This window comes from Vreelandella profundi, assembly GCF_019722725.1.
In the GTDB taxonomy this organism is placed as follows: Bacteria; Pseudomonadota; Gammaproteobacteria; order Pseudomonadales; family Halomonadaceae; genus Vreelandella; species Vreelandella profundi.
In genome coordinates this window covers 1,923,680-1,941,534 of record NZ_CP077941.1, presented here as the reverse complement: position 1 = coordinate 1,941,534, position 17,855 = coordinate 1,923,680, and the positions used below count along the sequence as shown (strand labels likewise).

Genomic DNA, 17,855 nt, shown 5'->3' with positions numbered 1-17,855 from the left:
GTTCATCATCGCACTTACACTGCCGATTAACCGTGCGCATTCACGCGATAGGTCCAGGCCGTTTCTGCGAGTAGCCCACGGCCACCGGCAATGGTCATGGCTAAATCATGTAGCCCAGGCCATAGGGGAACGGCCGCTGCGCCTTTTACGGCTAGATCTAGCCGCTGTGCCATTAGCAGCAGTTTGTGAAGACGCTTCATGGGCAGGCGGGCGATGGCTTTTTGGTAAGCAGGGCGCCGCTTGTCAAAAATCATCGGCTTCTGCGTTTTACAGGCGTGCTCAAAGCTTTGCCCTTGATCCAGATGTTGGTGCAGCGAAAGCAATGTTCTCAGCTCGCGACTCAGCGCCCAAAGCACAATCGGCGCTTCTATGCCTTCACTCTTTAATCCATTAACAATGCGAGACGCGCGACTGGGCTCACCTTTCAAACAGGCGTCGGCCAAATTAAATACATCAAACCGAGTGCTGTCTTCGACTCCTTGGGCAATGCTTTCTACATTCAAGCGCATGCCTTGAGGGTGAATCAACGCTAGTTTTTGCAGCTCTTGATCAGCGGCGAGCAAATTGCCCTCAGTGCGTTCGCCCAATAGGCGCGCCGCATCCAGGTCTATTTGTAAGCCGTGTCGCGAGGCGCGGTCACGCAGCCAATAACCCAAACGCGAGGCATCGACGGGCCATACCGGTACAAACAAACCTTGCTTATCTAACGCTTTAAACCAGGCGCTTTTTTGCTGCTTGGCGTCTAGCTTCCCCATGCTGATGAGGAGTATGTCGTCGCTGTTATCCAAGGTTTCGGCGTACTGTGCCAGCGCTTTACTGCCGTCTTGGCCAAGTTTGTGGTTGCCTACCCGTAATTCCAGCAGCTTATTGGTCGCAAAGAGCGAGAGATTGCTGGCTACTTCAATCAAGCGCCCCCAGGCAAAGTTCGCCTCAACGTCCAGTACTTCTCGCTCTTCGATACCAGATTGACGGGCCATGGTTCTTACCGCATCGCAGGCATCGCGATGCTGTAGCGGCTCGTCGCCGGCCACAATGACCACGCGCGGCAGCTTCTTTGCCAAGGCAGCGGGTAGCTGGTCGGCAAATACTTTCACTGCATACCCTCAACGTTGGCAAGGCGTTCGATGATCCGCTGCGACAGCTCACGAGCCAGCGTTTGCTCAGCTTCTGCAAACAGAGATTCGCGATTGAGCAAGTCATCATCATTAACGCGAATACGGCTGCTAGAGGACAGCGTCGAATTATTGATGTGGTAGGCGTTAGAGGCTCGTTCTTGCACGGACAGCGATATGCTCAGGGTGAGTTCGTGCTCGCGACTTGCGCGGCCATCACCGCCCAAGCGACGCTCAACGAGCGACGGCGCGCCAAGCGTCACACGCCAAGGGGCGCCAGGCTCCACCTGAGTGCCTAGCTGCCGCAGGCGCGTCGTTAGCTGCTGAGCAACCGCGCTGTTGTTATCGCCTTCTAACGCAAGCGTGGGCAGGGTGGGCAGCGAATCACGGCCGCGTAGCTGAAAGCCGCAGCCGCTGAGTAGCACCGCCGCTGAGGCGGCGATGCTGGTCGCTAGAAAACGTCGACGAGTTAAGGCATTTAAGGGTTTCATCCGCTCACCACAATGTTGACCAGTTTGCCCGGCACCACGATAACTTTGCGCACCGTGTTGCCTTCAATATAGCGCTGAACGTTTTCATGCTCCATGGCGAGTGCTTCGATAGACGCTTTATCAGCGCTGGCGGGCACCTCAAGGCGAGCGCGCAGCTTGCCGTTAACCTGCACGACGAGCTCAATACTATCGCGGGTCAGCGCAGATTCATCAACCACCGGCCAAGTTGCTTCAATGGCAGGGCCGCTATGCCCCAGCGTTTCCCACAGGCTATGGCACAAGTGAGGCGTAATCGGCGCTAGCAGCAAGACGCCCGCTTCCAAGGCTTCGCGGCTTACCGCTAAGCCCAGCTCAGACGTATCGTCGAATTTGCCGATGGCGTTGGAAAGCTCCATAACGGCGGCAATCGCGGTATTGAATGTAGTGCGTCGGCCAATGTCATCGCTGGCTTTCTTGATGGTCTCATGAGTTTTGCGCCGCAGCGCTTTCTGGTCGTCATTGAGCGCGTCAATATTCAGCGCGCCCGGGGTGCTGGCGGCTATGTGCTCATTGACCTGACGCCAAAGGCGCTTCAAGAAGCGATGAGCGCCTTCAACGCCGGAATCAGACCACTCCAGCGATTGCTCAGGCGGGGCGGCAAACATCATGAATAGCCGCACGGTATCCGCACCGAACTTATCGATCATCGACTGCGGATCAACGCCGTTATTTTTCGACTTGGACATCTTCTCGATGCCGCCCATCTCTACTGGGTGCCCGTCGCTCATTAAAAGGGCGCTGAGCGGGCGGCCTTTCTCGTCGCGCTTCACTTCAACATCTGCCGGGTTAAACCACTCTTTGCCGCCGTTATCTTTAATGCGGAAGAACGTTTCGGCAATAACCATGCCTTGGGTCAGCAGCTGTTGGAATGGCTCGTCAGAATCCACCAAGCCAAAATCGCGCATTAGCTTGTGGAAGAAGCGGGCATAAAGCAGATGCAGAATGGCGTGTTCGATGCCGCCAATGTAAAGATCAACCGGTAGCCAGTAGTTGGCGCGCTCATCCAGCATTGCTTCAGTATTATCGGCACAGCAGAAGCGCGCGTAGTACCAGGATGACTCCATAAAGGTGTCAAAGGTGTCGGTTTCGCGGGTCCAGCCGTCGCCCAGATCAGAGAACGCCGGCATTTTTTTCAGCGGCGAGCCAGAGGCGTCCACAGTGACTTCCATGGGCAGCGATACCGGCAGCTCTGCATCGGTAAGCGGTACCGTTTGGCCTTCAGGGCCGTATTTAACCGGGATGGGTGCGCCCCAATAACGCTGGCGGGCAACGCCCCAATCACGCAGACGGAAGTTGGTTTTTACTTCGCCGCGGCCAAGTGCGGCAAGTTTCGCGGCAATGGCGTCGAAGGCTGCTTGAAACTCAAGGCCATCAAACTCGCCTGAATTGATCAAGACGCCATGTTCGGTATAGGCGCTTTCGGAAAGGTCAGGCGCTTTACCGTGTTCATCGGCAACGACCGGTTTGATTTCAATGCCGTACTTAGTGGCAAACTCCCAGTCGCGCTGGTCATGAGCGGGTACGGCCATTACTGCGCCAGTACCGAACTCCATTAGCACGAAGTTTGCGACAAACACCGGCACTTCATCGCCCGTCAGCGGGTGAATTGCCCGATGGCCGGTGGCCATGCCCAGCTTCTCTCTGGTGGCCATTTCCGCTTCTGAAGTGCCGCCTTTGGCGCACTCGTAGCAGAAGGTGGCAAGCTCAGCGTTCTGCTCAGCCGCCTGTTTGGCCAGCGGGTGGCCGGCGGCTACCGCGACGTAAGTCACGCCTAATAGCGTATCAGGACGAGTGGTATAGACCGCTAGCGGCTCGTTGGCATTGCCATCGGCGTCTTTCACATCAAAGGTCAGCTCGACGCCGCGAGATTTGCCAATCCAGTTACGCTGCATGGTTTTAACCTGCTCCGGCCACTCGACTTTATCGAGGTCCGTGAGCAGCTCTTCAGCGTAATCGGTAATTTTCAAGAACCACAGCGGGATCTCTTTGCGCTCAACCAGCGCACCGGAACGCCAGCCACGGCCATCAATGACCTGTTCGTTGGCGAGTACGGTTTGATCAACCGGGTCCCAGTTTACCGTTGACATCTTTTTATACACCAAGCCTTTGTCGACTAGCTTGGTGAAAAACCACTGCTCCCAGCGGTAGTAGCTAGTATCGCAGGTGGCGAACTCGCGGCTCCAGTCGTAGGCAAAGCCCAGTGCCTTCAACTGATTGCGCATGTAGTCGATGTTTTGATAAGTCCACTCGGCCGGCGGGACCTGGTTTTGGATGGCGGCATTTTCCGCCGGCATGCCGAATGCGTCCCAGCCCATGGGCTGCATGACATTTTTGCCCTGCATGCGCTGGAAACGCGATACGACGTCGCCGATAGTGTAATTACGCACGTGCCCCATGTGCAGCTTGCCGCTGGGGTAGGGGAACATGGAAAGGCAGTAAAACTTCTCGCGATTCGCGTCCTCTACTGCTTTGAAGCACTGATGTTTGTCCCAGTACTGCTGGGCGTCGCGTTCAATTTCACGAGGGCTATAATGTGCGTCCATCGGTTTATTCATGCCTTGGCGTATTCGCCCAAAAGGGGCGCAAAGTGAATGTGAGATGACATCTGTCAGATAAGTAAGGCTGATTGTATCCTATGCAGGTGTATCCTTGAACGGTAAGCCGATGATAGGAAACTGCATGCGTCGACAAAAGGAGAGGCACCATGAGTGAACATCAGAATGACAACCGCCTACGCGAAGGCTACGAACGACTGTTAGAGCGGATGCAGGGAGGCGCTAACGAGCTAACTTGGCAAAACTTACAGAAGGATTTGGACGATGCGGTTGAATTCGAATCAGACCTTGAAGAATACACCAAAGACGAGCTAGCCCTGCTGCGAGCCTGGGTAGAGCGCGATTTGAAAGACATGCGCTACTACATGGCCGATACCGGTAAGCAGGTAGCCAGCTGGCTAGGTATCGACCTGGACGGCCTTTCCCGGCGCGTAGCGGAATCACTGCTGTCAGTTGCCGATCGCAGCGTAGTGGACCGTGAACGCTTCGAGGATGATTTAGAAGCAGCCCGCGCCGATTACTGCGAAGGCGAAATGGCCGCACCCGGCTTAATGGCCTGCGTACATTGCGATGCCCAGGTCACGCTGCCCACCGTGGCGCGCCTAGAGCCCTGTCATGAGTGTGGCCATCGTTATTTCTACCGCTTCCCTAATAAAATTATCGAAACGTGATCTGCTAAATAACCATCAAGCTGATGCCTGCAATCGCCCCTAGCGAAAGCAGGCTCATCACCGCAGCATAGGGAAGATTGTTTTTCATCATACGATAGCCACTCACACCGTAGCGGCCTTGTAGCGATAGATTGATGCCTGAAAGTGGCCCTACGCTAGTGCCTACTGCCCACGAGCTTAATGCGACAAACGCAAACAGGGTCTGCTCGCCATTGTGTAAATTGAGCATTGACGCCAGCACCGACACGCCAATAATCGGATGCAAGCCCGCTAATGCGCTTAAGGTAATCGCCGCAAAGCTGATCATTGCTTGCGGTGTGCCAAAGCGTGCGAAGAGTGTCCAGTCGCTGCCTGCCACTGCCGTTACCAGTGTCGAAAGTCCAATCGTCAAAAGTCCTGCCGCTAAAAACAGTGAAAGCTCACCGCGCATGGCGGGTAGTCGGGTAGTGGTGTGCTGAAGAATGCGCCGCAGAGTAAAGCGCGGCCCATCGCGTAGGTTGCTCAGCACCGCCACGCAGGGCAGCAGGAAAGTGATAATGCTGATGATGGAAAGGGTTGGTGTGAGCAAGAAGTGAAATAGCATCACCAGTAACGCCATGACCACAGGCATCATCAAACTGCTTGGCGCTAGAGAAAAGCCATCGACTTCGGTTAAATCAAAGCGGCGTTTTAGCTCCAGCGTGGTGAGTAGCCCTGATAGCATCGCCAGAGGAAACCCTACGATGGCAATTTGCGCGTACTGAACGTCCGGCACCAGTGCGAGGACAAGCCCCATGGAGGCAAAAAACGGTGACCACAGTGCCGCACTGGAAAGACCTCGGTTGAGTGCTAATAACTGCGGTGTCGTGAGCGGCCCACGGCGGGCCAATTTGTCGCCCACCATCAACACCGTCGATAGATTTAAGATGGTACCCAGGAAGTGAACGCCCAACCACGTTCTCAGCACACCGCCAGCACCGGTTACCCGCTGCCCCGTCGCCCCTTTATTGCCTTGCTTACCAATCAGAGAGATAAAGCTAACCCCCACCAGCATCGAGACCACAAAAATGTTGCCTTGCAACATGCTGGGCCAATCTATCTCCGCACCGTACACAAACCTTGCTACTAACAACATCAGCACACCAAGCGCGATAAGTACGCCCGCCTGAAGCCTTGAGCGTCTCGGAATATCTCGCCACAGCAACACAACCGCCGCCCATAGCAAATAGCTCACCGCGTGTGCGGTGGAAAGCCAGTCAGTAAAACCAATAATTTGTGCAATTAAACTAAGCAGAATCAGCACGCCTGCCAAGCGCTGCCATGAAGTTGTCTCTTGCATGTCAAACCCTTAGTAATGAATTAGCAGGCTAATCGGATTTACGGCAGAAGGCTAGCAGCAACGTGTTATGTAGCAAAAGGAAGAGATTTTTACGCACGGGGGAGAATTGGTGCCACTAAATGCACAACCACATCATGTAGTGCGTGGTAACGAGCGAAGAGCGGTACTAGGCCAATGCAACCAACAAACTGTTGGCCCCAGAGGCAACGCTTTTATACAACGGCATTATCACAGCATGGGCGGCTTGCAGGAAGCAGCCATTGCCAGCCCAAGGAAATACCCGCGTTTGGATACTTACGATCCAGCGCACACGGCATGTTTCGATGAGCCGCAGCCCCGAGCCATACATCAAAATAGCCATTTAGATGTATCGAGCCAGATAACTGGTTTAATAGCATAATGGGTAGTCGACGTGGGCGTTTAGCTCGGGAAAAAGTGCCAATATCGCCCAGTGGCTTATTGAGTACATGGCGATAGAGGAATACAAGTGCGTTAAGCGCTTGATTCAGCGTTGCTGCTACGTATCGCTCAACGGCAAGGTGCTTAAGAAAAGCCTGCACCCCAAAAGGGCCCATAGTGGCAGGGTGACGTATGCCATGATAGCGAATGAATTAGCGTATCCAATAACAGTAGGCTTTTTCAGTACGTGGGCTGTAGTGCTTTACCCGCATCACTGCCTTGACACGATTCATTAGCTTCGGTGGGTTGTTTTGCATATCCATTTGGTCATCGACCATGATGGTGTATGGATGTACAGTTTTATTGAGTTTGGCTAAACGCGCAAGCGTGCGAATTGTGAAAATACAGCCTAATTAATATTAATTTAATTTAATTTAATTTAAAATCATGTGGTTATATGCGAACAGGTGGGCTACATTTGCTAAGTAAACATGCTGGCGCGTTCGCCCAATCATAGGACGCGCTGTCTAATACCTGTTAGGACTCTTTCATAGCATGGAATATAGTTTAGAATTTTCAGAAAGGCTTATCGAATCAGCTGAAGCAATTTTTCATAGTTCTTCTGAGAAAGAGGAAGCAGGCAGAGCCATATTATATTTAAGTTGTCTCTCGTGTGAGATTAGCCTAAAAGCTCTATTGGAGAGCTGTGGCTATAGGCCAGATGAACTTAAAAAGCACTCACATAAACTCGATGATCTGCTTAATGTCATCGGTACTTGTAAAATCACTGGCACAAACCAGAGAGCAACCTCTATTCGTAGTAAAGAAGTTGTGCCAAACATAGCAAATGGCACTGTAGGCAAGTTGCTAGATTCTAGCCTCGCTGGTGGCTCTGTGTACCCCAATGAAATTCGATACGGTGAAGTTGTTACGCATTTCCCACCAGAGGCCATGCTCAACTGTGCCAAGGTTGTAAATATTTGGTGCAAAGAACACGAAGGTGGGTTGGTTCGTGCAGCCAACTCCTAACAAACGGCTGCACCGGACAAATTTTCGCCGCCACCTTTTGTGCAAAATATGCACAAAAGCCGCCAACAAAAATTTGCTCGGTAAGCCGGGCGTTAATTTCTTTTTTTTTCCTTAAGGTTTTGAGGTGCTAGGTTGTTTAAAGAACTATTTACATATTTAGAGGCAAATCAATCCATAGCCACATTAAGTACTGGTATATTGGCAATATTCGCAGTCATATTGAGTCAACTATGGTTGGATTGGCGTCAGAAAATGGCTCATAAGCATGAAGTTGCACTTAAAGATAAAGAGTTAAGATTAAAGAAAAAAGAAGAGCTAATTGAAGCTATTAATATTCAAGTTTTAGATATAGCTCGTGTCGAAGACGTTTTTGATAGCTGGTTTAATAATTTCAGTAAAAACTATACGGCATCGGAAATGAGTCAGTTGTTGATGAGTATTGATAGCCGGGTGAATAAGGTCCACATTTTAATTCAGTTGTATTTCCCAGATTATATTCCGTATATAAATAAAATTATGGGTGAAGCTCAGGAGTTCTTTGAGTTATGTGCAGATTTTTCGATGGCTGCAAAATTTGGCTCTGAAGATTTCCATAAACTCGAAATGATTGAAATTGTTGAAAAATGTAATGAATACGCAGTTGCTTATATGCAGCTATCTTCTCATGTGATTGAACCTGAGCTAGTTGAGAAATATTCACTTAAGCCTAGTTAGAAATTAACAAGTCGCTGAAGCATAAGCCCTAAATTTACCGCTACGCGGCGGGCTGTGGACTCGCATTCGCTCGCCGCTTAGCTTTGCGTTGAGGCTGTAGAAAAACTCCGCTGACGCCTAAGTTTTGGTAAGATCAAGGGGAGTGGTCAGCATGCCGCGCTTCAACCCCTATAATCACGATCAGAGCGCAATGGTCGTGATCAACTATCAAGACAAGCTCCAGCCAGGCATTTTTGAATACGCGGTGCATTATCTGATCGAGCATAAATTGGATTTGTCGGTTTTCCATCCCAAGTATCGCAACGATGCGACCGGACCCTCCTTCGAAACTGAGCTTAGGCGCTCACTTATTGTTGCGTGGTGCGCATCGTGCTACTATTGTGCAATGATTAAATCATTCCGTCACAAAGGGCTGAAACGATTCTACTCGACGGGTAGCGCGTCAGGTATACAGGCTGATCATGCCAAAAAACTGCGCATGCAGCTTGCTGCCCTTGATACTGCAGTGTCAGTGGATGACATGGATATCCCGGGCTTCCGGCTGCACGTACTGAAAGGTACAGACAAAGGGCGATGGTCAGTTTGGGTCAATGGCAATTGGCGCCTGACGTTTGAATTTCGTGACGGCAACGCTTACATACTTGGTTACGAGGATTATCACTGATGATCATGCATAATCCCCCGCATCCTGGTGAGTTCATCCGGGATATATATTTGGAGCCTTTTGGCATTAGTTCACGTCGGCTAGCCTCAAGTCTCGGTGTCTCGCCTTCTACTCTGTCTCGGCTTCTTAAGAAAGATAGTGGCGTAAGCCCTGAGATGTCTCTGCGGCTTTCAAAAGTGGTCGGCCGCTCTCCCGAAAGCTGGCTTGCGATGCAAGATATGTACGATCTTTGGGTAGCCCGCAGCACACTGAATTTGGACGATATTCATCCGCTAGATTTCGAAGCAGCTTAACAAGCCACAGTAGTGGATGCGCTAAAGCGCACCACTGTGTATAGCGTTGAGGCTGTAGAAAACCCAGCTGATGCCTAGGTTTTGGTAGGGGAAAACAGACGAAGAGTGATCAGCATGCTCATCCGTCACCTCAAAAACGCCTCAGATGAATGTCCAGGCCAATATCCTCGTCATCTTATTTCCCTGCGTCATCTCTATTTCCCGTATATCAACGGCACCGAGCTTACGCATCAACTTCGTGGCAGGTTTTACATTGTCGGCTTTTGAAACCAGGCTGCTAAACCAGCGGCATTGAGTTGAATACACTTGGCTTTCTTTTATTAGCTTTTTAAGAAACAGCTGTTCGCCTCCCTTACACCAAAGCTCTGCCCCCATCCCACCAAAATTCAAAGTGGGAGAGTTGGTTTTTGCTTTTTGCTCACCGCGACTACGCGCCAGGTTGTTGAGCTTAAGCTGGCTGCCTTTCAGTGCTTCATCAAGGGAAGCATGGAAGGGTGGGTTGCATACGCTGACGTCAAAGAACTCCCCAGCTTGAATGATACCTTCAAACATATGGTTTTTATCGTGCTGCGTGCGCAGCGTGAAGCGATCTTTGAGCGTGGGGTTGCGGGTGATAATCGTGGCTACGTTCTCAAGCGATTGAGCGTTAATGTCACTACCCACACACTGCCAGTCGTAAATTTGGCAGGCCAGTAGCGGGTAGATGCCATTCGCCCCCGTTCCTATATCGAGCAGCTTGATGCTGGGCTGTTCGCGCTCAAGCCCAATTAAATCGGCCATGTAATGGATATAGTCAGCCCTGCCTGGGATGGGAGGGCAAAGCGCGCCATCTGGAATATCCCAATCGGCAATATTGTAGTAGCGGTTTAATAACGCGGCGTTAAGCGTTTTAACTGCCAAAGGGTCTGCGAAATCGATAGAAAGCTTGCCATGAGCATTCGGTTTTACATGGGGGGCTAGAGCAGGGTGGCTTTTTACGAGCGCTGGGAAATCATAGCCTTGGTTGTGTAGATTCTTCGGGTGTAGGCCTTTGCCAACAGGCTTAGCTCGGCTTTTTTCATTTCGATGCAGGGTGGTCACAGTAATAGGCCTGAGGCTTGGCGTTCAAATGGACTTACATTGTATGCAAGTACGCTTGATAACGCTTGCTTATGCTAGGCGCATCACTTTCAACACTTACCTTCCGCCACCAGCCCTGCGCGATACTCTCTGCCATGCTGATCCAGCCAAGCGTCCGCTTGAGCTTTACCTTCTGTTGTTAGCCGCTGCTCATATTCTGATCGTTTCATCTCCCGTTCCCATCAAATTATGGGGTCAGCAGCATTTTTTGATTGGGAATTCAGACTTTCTCTTGTTCATACACCTTACTGCACTCTAGAGATTCTTCTGCGTCGTTATCTATAGCCGTCACTGTCGGCTGCACGTGGCGCAGCTGGCGTTTTAATAGGCGGGTATACAGGAACTGGTTGTAAACCGCCCAGCAGTGAAAGGTGAGGAAGGTGACGACAAAGCCGATTAGCACCAACTTGATCATAACCGAGTCATAAAGCTGACCCAGAATCTCCTCTTCCACAAAGAAGAACATGTACATTTTTGCTACCACAAGCACCCATAACGCCAGCGTAGCGAGGGTGATAATGGTATCGCGAACGCGATAGCCCCAGCCTTTTTGGTAAGGGTTGTCGATAATGACGGGCACTAGCTTATTGCTCATTGAATTGCTCCCCGCGGTCAGGACTATTCCAAGTGGCAAGCCTGCCTTTTTGCCGCATCATGGCTTTGGGGAAGGCAATGACCACGGTAGCCATATTGATAAGCCAGTAGGCGAAGGGGTACCAGATACTCCAGTAAACGCAGCGGAATATCTGTTTGTCGTAGCGACTGTCGATATAAAAGCTAACGGTAAACTGAATGAAGCTGACGGCGATTAAGATGCTGCCAAAATAGGAAAGTACTCTTGCCGTAACGGGCCACTCCATCGGCATTAAGAGATGAGATACCAACCAAACAAGTATCAGAGTGATAACCGAGTAACACCAAACCACGCTGATAATGTATTCCAGCATCAGCAGCCAGAAACGGCTGTTTTTCCAGCGCACTGTCTGTGGAAAGTAGCGTAGAAAGACCTCGCCGCCACCCTGTGCCCACCGTAGCCGCTGTTTGAACAGGCCACGTAGCGTTTCCGGCATTAGCACCCAGCACATCGCTCTAGGCTCATAACGTACCTGCCCACCGGCCAGCTGTAACCGCCAGCTCACATCGATATCTTCGGTCACCATGTCTGTATTCCAGCCGCCGATCTCTTCTAATGCTTTGCGCCGAAAGGCACAAATAACGCCAGAAATAGTAAATACCATTCCGTAAATGCGCTGGGCACGTTTTATCAGGCCGATGATGGCTGAAAATTCGCCGGTTTGAATTTTACCAATGGCCGTTGAGCGCGTCCTAACTCGCGGGTTACCGGTGACCCCGCTAACTTTCGGGCTGCCAAGGAAGTGGCCGACCATATAGCCAATGGCGTCGTAGTCCATGATCGCATCGCCATCGATGCCGACAATAATGTCGCCTATCGCCTGGCTTAAACCGTTGTTCATGGCGCTGGCTTTGCCCTGATTAGGCTGGTGCAGCACTTTTAACGTGGGATGAATAAGCGCCAAGGCATCCAGCTTTGTGGCAGTGTTATCCGTACTTCCATCGTTAATGGCAATGACGTCCATATGCGGATAGTTCTGGTTGAAGAGGTGGTGAATCGTCTCATCTACATTTGCCTCTTCGTTATAGCAAGGCAGTAGGACGGTCACCTTTGGCGCATTTTCATCCCAGGAAAACGTCTGGGGCCAGGGTTGCTTGCGCTCCCAATGAACGTAGAAGTAGATGCCCCCGCAGATCCATATGGTCGCCATCAGGCTGGGATAGCCGAGGGTGAAGATAGCCATAGCGTTGAGTATGTTCATGGCGTTGCCCTAAACCGGCGTCCAATGGAAAAGACTGGCCTCATGACATTAACGTCTGGATGGTTTTGTAAAAAATCATCCGGGTAATAGCCAATGTTCTTGATGCCTTCTTCGCGCAGAATACGTACCCATTGAGCTATCTCTTCGCTGGGAATCGGGGTTTGGGTATGCCAGTTCTGCGTTTGTAGCTCAAAGACCAGTTGTTCGGCGCTTACCTGCGCGAGCGAACGCTGGGCGAGTGCTCGCAGCCATTCATCGGGATTCTCTGCTTCTTCCATATACGGCATCGCCATGACCGCCACAAAGTCGTAGCCGGCGGCGAAGCTTTGAATATCCTGGGCAAACCATCGCTGGCTACGAGGCTCCATCACCGTGACGGCATACAGATTGCGCGATGTGGTAAATACTTTGTTGTCAGCCTGACGATAGTAGTTCGCGGCCTGTTCAAGCTCGTAGGTGAAGTCAGTTAGATACGCCGTTTTGAAGCGCGCCCAGGTAGTCATTAAGCCATCGTCGTTACGTATTGCATTGATATCGCTTGGCAATGACGCATCTTCATAGGCGGCGATGGCGTCAGGGTTGGCATCTTCAAAGTCGGTGAAGAAGGCGTCATCGTGGAACAGCAGTCCATCGAACTTGGTCAGCCGACCAAGATCTTGATAGATTTCCCGAATGATACGGCGGTTTTCTTGCACGTAGGGCGAGAGCCGGCGGTAGTTATCAGGTGATTCCGCGCCGGTTCGGACGTCGGTGACATATTGGTACCCCGTTCCCAGGTCAAACGACAGCACCGGCATCCAGGCGTATACCTTTACGTTAGCGCGTTTCTTTAACTGCCAGGCCACGCGATTGAACAGGTCCGCTCTTACCGGCAGGTGGCGGTTAGGGAAGTAAAGTGCGTCCGCCACGCCGTCACCATCCGGGTCTGCATAGGCCTGAAGGTAAACGGTATTAACGCCGTAGCGAGAAATGCGCTCAATCAGGCGGTCAAGATTTTGCTCCTGTTGAATCGGGTCAGGGTCATACACATAGTCTAGATCGACATGCACAATGCGCAGCTCTTCAGGTTCCCACACTCTGTTGGAAAGGATCTCATCAATGGTTTGCAGGCTGGTTTCCTGGTCGATGAGGTAGCGGTTCATGGTACGCATTGAGTCGTTTAACTGGTTAGGGGCGCTAAGCAAGCTGAATGTGTAGTCCATGCCATATTCCGCTGCAATGTTAAGCGTTGCTTCGCTATAAGCGCCGTAGGGCCACACGATAATGCGTGGGCTACGCCCAGTCTGCTCTTGGAAGCGTCGCTGCGTTTGCGCCATGTCTTGCCGCACCCGCTCAAGGTATTCTGCCTCGCTTTCGTACCCGCTATAGGCATTCCAAATGCTGGTCACTGCCGCTGCCTGTTCGTTACCCATGGGGTTGCCGACCACGCCGTAATGCAGGCCGTACGAGTGAGAGGCAATTTCAACCAGCGGAGACGCGTCTAACGTTTTGACTTGTGCCCACGATAAAAAACGCTCACGAGGCAGCGTAATACTGCCATACGGCACTTGCCCGCCAGCAGGTACATCCAGCCAGCTACCGACCACGGCTTGAACGGCGGGGAAGTTATACAGCTGGAGTAATGGAAAGACGATATCGTAAAAACTGCGATAGCCATCATCGAAGGTCAGCAGTACTGCTTTGTCTGGCAGCGGTAGGCCTCCCGCTTTGGCATCAATGATTTGCTGCAAACTAACGGGCTGATAACCCCCTGCGTCGATGAGATTGAAATGTTCGATTAATCGGCTGCGTGTAATGGTTTGTGAATAGATATCCATCTCGGGAGTGACGCTGGCATCCACAATGTCGTGGTAGCTAATTACCACGTAATCATTTGGTGAGCGTGCGGCCTGGACTTGCTGAATATTAACGACCACCAGCAAAACAGCACCCAATAAAATGACGCGCCAAAGTGTCATAGGAATCTCCATACAAAGCCGGCTGAAATAACATTGTCGTATTCAGGCGTGCCGTCATAGACGGCGCGTTCCCGCGCAATTCCGTATTCGAAACTGACGGTAGGGACTAGCTCCCACTGATGCTTGTAACCCACTGCCCAGGTGTTTTCGCTGTCGTTGTCTTCTTGCCAGTAACGCCCTGAGCCGATTGAAAGCGACTGTATGAAAGACTGTCGATAATCGATGGGCGTCTCATAGTTGAGCGTCAATACACCGGCTAGGCTGGCGTCGCGGCCCGGATTGAAATAGCTGGCTTCAACATCATCATTGCGTGAGGTGGACGCCTGTATCTCGCCATTAAGCTGCCAGCGGTCCAAGTGATAGAGCGTCTGATTCCAGTAGCCGTAAATAGATTGGCGTAAGTTGCTGTCGTCAAAGTCGGTGGCCATCACGCCAATGGCACCGGCACCCCGTTCATCGCGGCGATAGGCTAATTCACCTCGATAGCGGTCAGCGTTAATGCCATCGCGTAAGGCGCGTAGCGGGGTATCGGTGGTATTGATTTCAACGGCGAGAGTGGTCGTTAAATGATCGGTAGGGGCGTAGCGTAGTTCTGCCAGGGCCAGAAAATCTTCATTGAGCTGTGTCCCTTGTCCAGCCGCTAACTTTAAGGTGGCAGGATGCAGATTCCATTCATATCCCGCCACGTTATAAGACGCATAAAGATTCTCGCCTTCAAACTCGCCATATTGACCAATTCGCTGGGCGAAGGGGCGCGAACCGCTGCTGTTGCGGGGGCCTTCTAGAAGAACTTCATATTGCCATTCCCGTGATGCTTGGGTACCGCTTCCCTGACCTTCACTGCGCTCGAACGAGCTGCTCAACTGGGGGGCGCGAAGTTCTCGCCATTCACGGACTAGGTCGTCACGTGTCGCGCTGGGGCGGGCCTGTGCAATTTCTTTAGCGACCTCCGTGGTGGTACCTTCCCACTGGCCGCGCTGTAACCTTGCGAGTAACACGCCGTGGCGAGCGGCGTCCTGATTGTCGGGCTGAAGTAGAGGAGCGGCATGTTGATAGGAGTCTTCTGCTTGCCTAGGCCAGCCTCGACTGCGTTCAAGATCACCTTTCATTAGCCAAAGATAGGGATCGGCGGGCGCTTGGTTTTGATAGGCAGCGAGCTGTTCGCTGGCTTCTTCCGCACGGCCTCGCCAGGCATCAAGAAGTACGCCAAGCAGCAATACTTTTTGGTAGTTGGGGTTTTCTATGCGCAGTGTTCGGGTGAAGTCCAGGCGCTGTTCGGGTTCACTGGACATCCACTGTTGCAGTAACTTGTCGGCATCACGAAAACGCTGGGCATCGGTGTAACTAAAAAACAGCCCTTCGTTAAGAGGGTCATCGGGATTTGTCGCCTGTTCGGGGGACTGGCGTATCAAGCTTTCATACAGAGTGATGGCTTCATCTGGCCGTCCCATGCCATTCAGGGCATAGGCTCTCGCTCGGGAAACGTAGCTTGGCAGCTGGCCGTGCTGGTTTTCCAGCCTTACCGCGAGTGCCTCTGCTTCTGAAAAGCGCCGCAATTCTGCCAAGGCCACGACTTTGTCATATTCAGCGATAGTGATCAGCTCAGGCGGGGCGTCGGGCTCACTCAGGACGCTATTCAACTCATCTAAGCCGCTGCGAACGCGAAAGGGCTGATCCGTATGAATGCCCAGACGGATGTCAGTGACGCCTTCGTAATAGGTAAGCCAGAGACGATCGCTGCTAGTAAACGTATCAGGATTGGTCTGCATGATGCGCCGAGCTGCCGAACTCGCCCCTAAGCCGACGGCTAAGCGATAAAGCGCATGTAATTCACTCGTGTTGCCTGGGTCTTGCGCCACTAGCGCCTGCCGGGCACTCAGCTCTTGCATGGCGTTGGCGGTACGTGCCGCCAAGTAGCCTCGTGCCTCAAGCCCTGCGGTGGTAGTGCCTGCGACTTGGTTGTACTGCTGTAGAGAAATATCCGCGAGGGTGTGATTACCCATATCGGTATGCACCAGGGCTTGCCCCAGCCAGCCCTGCGCGTTTGCCGGGTTGCGATACGTTAAGGCGCGAAACAATACCAGTGCTTGCGGAAAGTCACCCGCGCTGCGCGCCGCGCCGGCAAGGTTGGCAAGTTCAGAATCGCTATAGTCGTCTGTTTGGCACCCGCTACACACAGCCAATGCTTCCTGGTAACGATCAGCGCGCACCAGTAAAGCCACTAAGTCTTCGCGTACACGCACATTTTGGGTTTGGTAATAAAGGGTTTGCAGACCATTAATAGAGGTTTGCAGCGCCCCTTGGCGCGCCTGGACAACCAAAGCCTCGCGTTGCGCATCCGTCGTGGTCTGCCCCTGCGCTGCTCCAGCGGTTAGGCAGGCGAGCAGGCAAATCGGCAGTAGGGCGTTAGGGCGGCTGTGCATAATGAGGTTCCTACACTGAAGGGCAGTGGCGACATTTTGTAATCAAATGTATCTGCTTAGTGTATAGGAGTATCTTTGAAGTCAGTGCACGACTAAAACGTGAACTTGAAAAGGGTTGTTGTCAGCAAAAAGGGTGAGAATTCTAATGCCTGTTTTTGTTTGCTCATCACTTTTAGCTAGGCAATGCGCAGACGCTTCAGAATAGCAGGATTACTAAAACGCTATAGGTATAACTAAATCGCTATAGGTGTCTCTAAGGCTCTATAGAAGCGCTGCATCTTGGGAAGCTTGCTCTAGCTGTTCGATCATCCGGCGAGCGGCGTTAGAAGGCGTACGGTTGGTATGTACTAAATAGCCTAACGGGCGATAGATGGGCGCAGTGTCTACATTGAGTTCTACCAGCTCATTGTCGATCATTTTCTCTGGTAGCAGGCTCCAGCCTAAGCCAACGCTGCACATCATTTTAAGCGTTTCTAAGTAGTTGGTGGCCATACTGACCGGTAGCTGAAGGCCTGCTTCATTGAACCGCTGAGCAATGAGCGAGCCGGTAAACGTCTTTGCCCCGGGCATCACGCAGTGATAGTCACACAGCGCCGCGAGTGACAGGCCTTTATGACCCATCGATCGATGGCGGGCCTGGGAGTGACTGGCGAGAGGGTGGTCCGTTGCGCAAACAAAACACAGCCGGTCACGCCATAGCTCGACTACGTGCAGCTGTGCATAGGAGTGAGGTGCCAGTGTCACCACCGCCATTTCCAAGGTGCCGTCTAACACACCTTGATACGCCTGTTCTGAATCGAGAAAGTGCAGGTCTAGCTCTACCTCTGGATGGCGCTGAGTGTACTGCTTGAGTAGCGGCGGTAAACGGTGTAAGCCGATGTGATGGCTGGTCGCAAGCGTTAGGCGCCCACCCACCTGGCCGGAAAGGTTGGCTAGCGCACGGCGGCTATCTTCTACGGTAAATAGAATGCTTCGGGCTTGAGGTAGCAGCACGCTGCCAGCCTCTGTCAATGCAATGCGTCGTCCTATGCGATCGAATAAACGCGTGCCCACCTGGGATTCAAGCGTCGCAATGCGCTTGCTCACGGCTGGCTGGGTTAGGTGGAGCTGTTCGGCCGCGCGCGAGAAACTTTGCGTATCGGCCACGGCCAGAAAAGCCTGTAGGCTTTGAGTATCCATTTTGGTATTCCTATTTGGAATCTAAACTATGAATAACATGAATTGCTTTTATGCGC

At 52.1% G+C, this 17,855-nt stretch carries 15 protein-coding genes and 1 pseudogene; 5 read left to right on the top strand and 11 right to left on the bottom strand.

Translation table 11 applies throughout. The annotated features are described in order from the left end of the window. Positions 1-26: 26 nt before the first annotated feature. Genes holA through leuS form a run of 3 tightly spaced genes read right to left on the bottom strand, consistent with a single transcriptional unit; the run spans position 27 to position 4,185 of the window. Positions 27-1,094, bottom strand: a complete 1,068-nt coding sequence (gene holA, locus KUO20_RS08905; RefSeq protein ID WP_235039531.1) for a DNA polymerase III subunit delta — start codon at positions 1,092-1,094, stop codon at positions 27-29. After that, positions 1,091-1,603: an LPS-assembly lipoprotein LptE gene (locus tag KUO20_RS08900; RefSeq protein WP_235039530.1), complete on the bottom strand. Its 513-nt coding sequence runs from the start codon at positions 1,601-1,603 to the stop codon at positions 1,091-1,093. Before KUO20_RS08900 ends, holA begins: the two co-directional genes overlap by 4 nt. After that, a complete protein-coding gene (gene leuS, locus KUO20_RS08895; protein WP_235039529.1) occupies positions 1,600-4,185 on the bottom strand; it encodes a leucine--tRNA ligase in 2,586 nt (861 codons plus the stop codon). Before leuS ends, KUO20_RS08900 begins: the two co-directional genes overlap by 4 nt. A 161-nt stretch (positions 4,186-4,346) precedes the next feature. Here leuS and KUO20_RS08890 point away from each other — a divergent pair, with 161 nt between their 5' ends. Next, positions 4,347-4,868: a zinc ribbon-containing protein gene (locus tag KUO20_RS08890; RefSeq protein WP_235039528.1), complete on the top strand. Its 522-nt coding sequence runs from the start codon at positions 4,347-4,349 to the stop codon at positions 4,866-4,868. 4 nt (positions 4,869-4,872) lie between these two features. On the opposite strand, the gene KUO20_RS08885 is transcribed toward KUO20_RS08890, so the two are convergent. Then, positions 4,873-6,186 (bottom strand): hypothetical protein, encoded by a 1,314-nt coding sequence (locus tag KUO20_RS08885; protein WP_235039527.1) that lies wholly within the window; start codon positions 6,184-6,186, stop codon positions 4,873-4,875. A 212-nt stretch (positions 6,187-6,398) separates the two neighbouring features. Further along, positions 6,399-6,857: pseudogene (locus tag KUO20_RS08880) on the bottom strand (phage integrase N-terminal SAM-like domain-containing protein). Between the two features lie 283 nt (positions 6,858-7,140). Between KUO20_RS08880 and KUO20_RS08875 the strand changes: the two are divergent. The 4 genes from KUO20_RS08875 to KUO20_RS08860 all read left to right on the top strand — a co-directional run bounded on the left by KUO20_RS08875 (position 7,141) and on the right by KUO20_RS08860 (position 9,285). Continuing rightward, positions 7,141-7,614 carry a hypothetical protein gene (locus KUO20_RS08875; protein ID WP_235039525.1) on the top strand — a complete coding sequence of 158 codons (474 nt, stop codon included), beginning with the start codon at positions 7,141-7,143 and terminating at the stop codon, positions 7,612-7,614. Between the two features lie 132 nt (positions 7,615-7,746). Beyond that, positions 7,747-8,328 carry a hypothetical protein gene (locus tag KUO20_RS08870; RefSeq protein WP_235039524.1) on the top strand — a complete coding sequence of 194 codons (582 nt, stop codon included), beginning with the start codon at positions 7,747-7,749 and terminating at the stop codon, positions 8,326-8,328. A 151-nt stretch (positions 8,329-8,479) separates the two neighbouring features. After that, a complete protein-coding gene (locus KUO20_RS16800; RefSeq protein ID WP_235039523.1) occupies positions 8,480-8,992 on the top strand; it encodes a type II toxin-antitoxin system RelE/ParE family toxin in 513 nt (170 codons plus the stop codon). Continuing rightward, complete coding sequence (locus tag KUO20_RS08860) at positions 8,992-9,285, top strand: HigA family addiction module antitoxin (RefSeq protein WP_235039522.1); 294 nt, start codon at positions 8,992-8,994, stop codon at positions 9,283-9,285. The genes KUO20_RS16800 and KUO20_RS08860 overlap by 1 nt, the downstream gene beginning before the upstream one ends. Before the next feature lie 141 nt (positions 9,286-9,426). Here KUO20_RS08860 and rlmF read toward each other — a convergent pair whose 3' ends face one another. From rlmF to KUO20_RS08830, 6 genes are all read right to left on the bottom strand, one after another. Further along, entirely contained in the window at positions 9,427-10,365 is a 939-nt protein-coding gene (gene rlmF, locus KUO20_RS08855; RefSeq protein WP_235039521.1) for a 23S rRNA (adenine(1618)-N(6))-methyltransferase RlmF, read from the bottom strand. Positions 10,366-10,624: 259 nt separating this feature from the next. Further along, positions 10,625-10,999, bottom strand: coding sequence for a hypothetical protein (locus KUO20_RS08850; RefSeq protein ID WP_235039520.1), 375 nt, complete (start codon positions 10,997-10,999; stop codon positions 10,625-10,627). Further along, positions 10,989-12,239, bottom strand: a complete 1,251-nt coding sequence (gene pgaC / locus KUO20_RS08845; protein ID WP_235039519.1) for a poly-beta-1,6-N-acetyl-D-glucosamine synthase — start codon at positions 12,237-12,239, stop codon at positions 10,989-10,991. Before pgaC ends, KUO20_RS08850 begins: the two co-directional genes overlap by 11 nt. Next, positions 12,236-14,197: a poly-beta-1,6-N-acetyl-D-glucosamine N-deacetylase PgaB gene (pgaB, locus tag KUO20_RS08840; RefSeq protein ID WP_235039518.1), complete on the bottom strand. Its 1,962-nt coding sequence runs from the start codon at positions 14,195-14,197 to the stop codon at positions 12,236-12,238. Before pgaB ends, pgaC begins: the two co-directional genes overlap by 4 nt. Further along, on the bottom strand, positions 14,194-16,620 hold the full coding sequence (pgaA, locus tag KUO20_RS08835) for a poly-beta-1,6 N-acetyl-D-glucosamine export porin PgaA (protein WP_235039517.1): 2,427 nt from the start codon (positions 16,618-16,620) through the stop codon (positions 14,194-14,196). The genes pgaB and pgaA overlap by 4 nt, the downstream gene beginning before the upstream one ends. A gap of 261 nt (positions 16,621-16,881) precedes the next feature. Further along, positions 16,882-17,799: a LysR family transcriptional regulator gene (locus tag KUO20_RS08830; protein ID WP_235039516.1), complete on the bottom strand. Its 918-nt coding sequence runs from the start codon at positions 17,797-17,799 to the stop codon at positions 16,882-16,884. Positions 17,800-17,855 lie beyond the last annotated feature (56 nt).

Coding starts and splice junctions, on each gene's coding strand:
- KUO20_RS16800 (WP_235039523.1), top strand. CDS start 8,480: ATGCCGCGCTTCAACCCCTATAATCACGATCAGAGCGCAATGGTCGTG.
- leuS (WP_235039529.1), bottom strand. CDS start 4,185: ATGGACGCACATTATAGCCCTCGTGAAATTGAACGCGACGCCCAGCAG.
- KUO20_RS08860 (WP_235039522.1), top strand. CDS start 8,992: ATGATCATGCATAATCCCCCGCATCCTGGTGAGTTCATCCGGGATATA.
- KUO20_RS08875 (WP_235039525.1), top strand. CDS start 7,141: ATGGAATATAGTTTAGAATTTTCAGAAAGGCTTATCGAATCAGCTGAA.
- KUO20_RS08830 (WP_235039516.1), bottom strand. CDS start 17,799: ATGGATACTCAAAGCCTACAGGCTTTTCTGGCCGTGGCCGATACGCAA.
- KUO20_RS08900 (WP_235039530.1), bottom strand. CDS start 1,603: ATGAAACCCTTAAATGCCTTAACTCGTCGACGTTTTCTAGCGACCAGC.
- pgaB (WP_235039518.1), bottom strand. CDS start 14,197: ATGACACTTTGGCGCGTCATTTTATTGGGTGCTGTTTTGCTGGTGGTC.
- pgaA (WP_235039517.1), bottom strand. CDS start 16,620: ATGCACAGCCGCCCTAACGCCCTACTGCCGATTTGCCTGCTCGCCTGC.
- KUO20_RS08885 (WP_235039527.1), bottom strand. CDS start 6,186: ATGCAAGAGACAACTTCATGGCAGCGCTTGGCAGGCGTGCTGATTCTG.
- KUO20_RS08850 (WP_235039520.1), bottom strand. CDS start 10,999: ATGAGCAATAAGCTAGTGCCCGTCATTATCGACAACCCTTACCAAAAA.
- KUO20_RS08890 (WP_235039528.1), top strand. CDS start 4,347: ATGAGTGAACATCAGAATGACAACCGCCTACGCGAAGGCTACGAACGA.
- pgaC (WP_235039519.1), bottom strand. CDS start 12,239: ATGAACATACTCAACGCTATGGCTATCTTCACCCTCGGCTATCCCAGC.